At 64.1% G+C, this 3,716-nt stretch carries 4 protein-coding genes and 1 tRNA gene; 3 read left to right on the top strand and 2 right to left on the bottom strand.

Going from position 1 to position 3,716, the window contains the following annotated elements; genetic code table 11:
- A partial coding sequence (locus EOA32_RS34660) for a TOBE domain-containing protein (protein ID WP_128374098.1) occupies positions 1 to 503 on the top strand: 503 nt, incomplete at its 5' end.
- Positions 504 to 638: 135 nt separating this feature from the next.
- Here EOA32_RS34660 and EOA32_RS34655 read toward each other — a convergent pair.
- Positions 639 to 715 (bottom strand) — tRNA-Arg (locus EOA32_RS34655).
- 119 nt (positions 716 to 834) lie between these two features.
- Positions 835 to 1,998: a M20 aminoacylase family protein gene (locus EOA32_RS34650; protein ID WP_095779321.1), complete on the bottom strand. Its 1,164-nt coding sequence runs from the start codon at positions 1,996 to 1,998 to the stop codon at positions 835 to 837.
- A 215-nt stretch (positions 1,999 to 2,213) separates the two neighbouring features.
- On the opposite strand from EOA32_RS34650, the gene EOA32_RS34645 reads away from it, so the two are divergent.
- Positions 2,214 to 3,386 (top strand): D-alanyl-D-alanine carboxypeptidase family protein, encoded by a 1,173-nt coding sequence (locus EOA32_RS34645; RefSeq protein WP_095779385.1) that lies wholly within the window; start codon positions 2,214 to 2,216, stop codon positions 3,384 to 3,386.
- The coding region (locus EOA32_RS34640; protein WP_281015302.1) for a GTP-binding protein at positions 3,383 to 3,716 on the top strand (334 nt) is incomplete at its 3' end. The genes EOA32_RS34645 and EOA32_RS34640, both read left to right, overlap by 4 nt.

Raw genomic sequence — 3,716 nt, 5'->3', positions numbered from 1 at the left:
CCACCATCTATGTCACGCACGACCAGATCGAGGCGATGACCATGGCCGACAAGATCGTCGTGCTGCATGACGGTCTGGTCGAGCAGATCGGCGCGCCGCTCGATCTCTACGACCGGCCGGCCAATCTGTTCGTTGCCGGCTTCATCGGCTCGCCGGCCATGAACTTCATCCACGGCCACATCGAGGAGGGCATCTTCCGCAGCGCCGGTGGGCTGACTTTGCCGCTGCCGCAAGACATCCGGCCGAGCGAGGCCGCGGGAAGGGAACTGGTTTACGGCATTCGTCCCGAGCATATCCGGGCGACCGGCCAGGGTCTCTCCGGCACAGTCACGCTCATGGAGGCGACCGGCTCGGAAATCTTCGCCACGGTCGACTGCGGCGGAGAGGTGATCTCCTGCCTTTTCCGCGAGCGGCTGGCGCTGAAGCAAGGCGAGAGCGTGCGGATCGAGATCGACCGCGCCTCGGCGCATCTGTTCGACGCCAAGACGGGCCGGCGCATCTGATTGCCGCTGTTCGCGCTCTCACCGCGGCGGCCAGGGAGTGCTTGAGATTCGAGGCGAACGGAAAGCAACGGGAGCCAGTTGCAAGAAAATGCAACATGGGAGCATTGCAAAAGTCAGCCAACCCTTTGACTTAGCTGGTGATCCCGACAGGAATCGAACCTGTGACCTACAGATTAGGAATCTGCCGCTCTATCCTACTGAGCTACGGGACCACGCGGCCCGACACATAAACGCTTCGGGCCGGTTCGCCAAGAGGCGTTACCGACAGATCGGCGCCGCGCCTTGCTCCATGGCGCCAATCGGCCGGGAAGGTCGCCTCCGGGCAAAGCGGTCAGGCGGCCAGCGCCGTCTCCGCCAACCTCACCCAATAGCTCATGCCGTGCGGGATGACCTCGTCGTTGAAGTCATAGGCCGGATGGTGAAGGCCGGCGGTGTCGCCGTTGCCGATGAAGATGAAGGCGCCGGGGCGCGCTTCCAGCATGTAGGAAAAATCCTCACCGCCCATCACCGGCTGGATGGCGCGGTGGACATTCGCGTCGCCGGCGACGCCGGCGGCAATATCGCTGGCGAAGGCCGTCTCTTCCGGATGGTTGAAAGTGACGGGATAGTTGGGGTCGTAGTCGACCTCGATCGTCGCGCCGAAGGCTGATGCGAGGCCAGCGCAAATGGCGCGGATTTTCTCTTCCGCTTTCCTGGCCACTTCCTTTTTCAGCGTGCGCACCGTGCCGGCGATCTCGGCTTTTTCCGGTATGACGTTGTAGGCATCGCCGGCATGGAATTTGGTCACCGACACGACGACGGCCTCGACCGGATCGGTGCTGCGTGAGGCAATGGTTTGCAAAGCGCTCACCAATTGGCTGGTAATGACGATCGGGTCGATCGTGGCGTGCGGCATCGCCGCATGGCCGCCATGCCCCTTGACGGTGATGGTGAATTCGGCGGTCGCCGCCATGATCGGGCCGGGCTTGATGGCGAACTCGCCGACGGGAAGGCCGGGCATGTTATGCATGCCGAACACCTTCGAGATGCCGAAGCGGTCCATCATGCCGTCCTTGACCATTTCGTTGCCGCCGCCGCCGCCTTCCTCGGCGGGCTGGAAGATCACCGCCACGGAGCCGGCGAAATTGCGCGTTTCGGCGAGATATTTGGCTGCGCCGAGCAGCATGGCGGTGTGGCCGTCATGGCCGCAGGCATGCATTTTGCCGGGAACGCTCGACGCGTAGGGCTTGCCGGTGATCTCGTTGATCGGCAAAGCGTCCATGTCGGCGCGCAGGCCGATGGCCGGACCCTCGCCCTTGCGGCCGCGGATAATGCCGACGACGCCGGTTTTGCCGAGGCCGGTCACAACCTCGTCGCAACCGAAAGCCTGCAGCTTGGCGGTGACGAAGGCGGCGGTCTGGAAAACGTCGAAGTTCAGTTCCGGCGTCTGGTGCAGATGGCGCCGCCAGCCCGCGACTTCTTCCTGCATTTCCGCGGCACGGTTGAGAATTGGCATAATCGTTCCATTTCTTTGTTGGGGCAGGCAGTTCAGGGCCGCTGCCCGGCAAGTGTGATCGTCTGGCGCTTTGCCATTTTGACGTCACATAGGGTAAATAGCACCGCATAATGCGGCCCGGAGTCGAGGGTCGGTCCGCAGTATGCTGGCCATCGCGCAGCGAAATCTTACGGAGCCAGCGGCAACTACGGCAAGAGGCGATTTCGGAATTGATCATGCGGCAAAGGCATTTCCTCAACCTATTGCTTGCGGGGGCGCTGGCGCTGCCGATGCTTTCCGGCACTGCGCGCGCCAATCCGGTGGTGCTGTTCGACCTGAATAGCGGCAAGGTGCTGGAGCATCAGGACGCCTTCAAGCGCTGGTATCCGGCCTCGCTGAGCAAGCTGATGACGGCCTATGTGGCGTTCCGGGCGATCGCCGCCGGCGAGGTGGCGCTCGATTCGCCGATTAAGGTGACGAAACATTCGGCCGGCGAGCCGCCGAGCAAGATGGGCTTCAAGCCCGGATCGGTCATGCGGCTCGACAATGCGCTGAAGATGATGCTGGTCAAGTCGGCCAACGACATCGCCATGGCCGTCGGCGAGAACATCGGCGGATCGCAGGCCGCCTTCGCCGACCGCATGAATGCCGAGGCCGCCAGGCTCGGCATGGTCGGAACGCATTTCGTCAACCCGAATGGGCTGTTCTCGCCCGACCAGTACACGACCGCGCGCGACCTCGCCGTCCTGGTGACGGCGCTTCGCAACGACTTCCCGCAATATGCGCCGTGGTTCTCCATCGAGGGTCTTGCCGTCGGAAAGAAGGCGATCCCGAACTACAATCTGCTGATCGGGCGCTATCCCGGCGCCGACGGTATGAAAACCGGCTTCGTCTGCTCCTCGGGCTTCAACATGATCGGCTCGGCGACGCGCGATGGCCGCACACTGGTTGCCGTGGTGCTCGGCGAAAAATCCGCCATCAGCCGCGCCGAAGCGGCGGCGAAGCTGCTCGACCAGGGTTTTGACGCGCCGGCGGCCGGGTCGACGACGCTCGCGGCGCTCAAGCCATATGGCGACACGCTGTCGCCCAACGACCTGCAGGACGAGATCTGCAAGAAGAAGCCGAAGGAACAGCAGTCGGAGGCGGCGCCTGCCGTCGCCGCCAAGGACAAGGCCAAATCGCCCTATCAGGTGAAACTCGATCACCCGACGTTGATCGCGGTCGGCCTTGGCGGGGCCACCGGGCCGGCGCCCAAGGCTTTCGTCGACCAGACCGATCAGAACTATGCCGATGTGCCGCTGCCCAGCTGGCGGCCCGACAAGCCTCTGCCGGCCGGCGCCACACCCGCCGCGACCGCTGCCGCTGCAGCGCAGGGGGATCAGCCGGCCAAGGCGGCAAACTCGCCATGACCGGGCGCAGCGGCTTTCCCATACCCGTCTCGGTGCTCACCGGCTTTCTCGGGGCCGGCAAGACGACGCTGCTCAACCGGCTGCTCAAGGATCCGGCGCTTGCCGACACGGCCGTCATCATCAACGAGTTCGGCGAGGTGGCGATCGACCATCTGCTCGTCGAGCAAGCCTCAGACGGCATCATCCAGCTTTCCGACGGCTGCCTTTGCTGCACGGTGCGCGGCGAACTCGTCGATACGCTGGCCGACCTCGTCGACCGGCTGCAGACCGGACGCATCGCCAGGCTGGCGCGCGTCGTGGTCGAAACCACCGGCCTTGCCGATCCTACAC

This window comes from Mesorhizobium sp. M1A.F.Ca.ET.072.01.1.1 (assembly GCF_004023325.1).
Lineage (GTDB): Bacteria > Pseudomonadota > Alphaproteobacteria > Rhizobiales > Rhizobiaceae > Mesorhizobium.
This window is presented reverse-complemented; position numbering and strand designations above follow the sequence as displayed.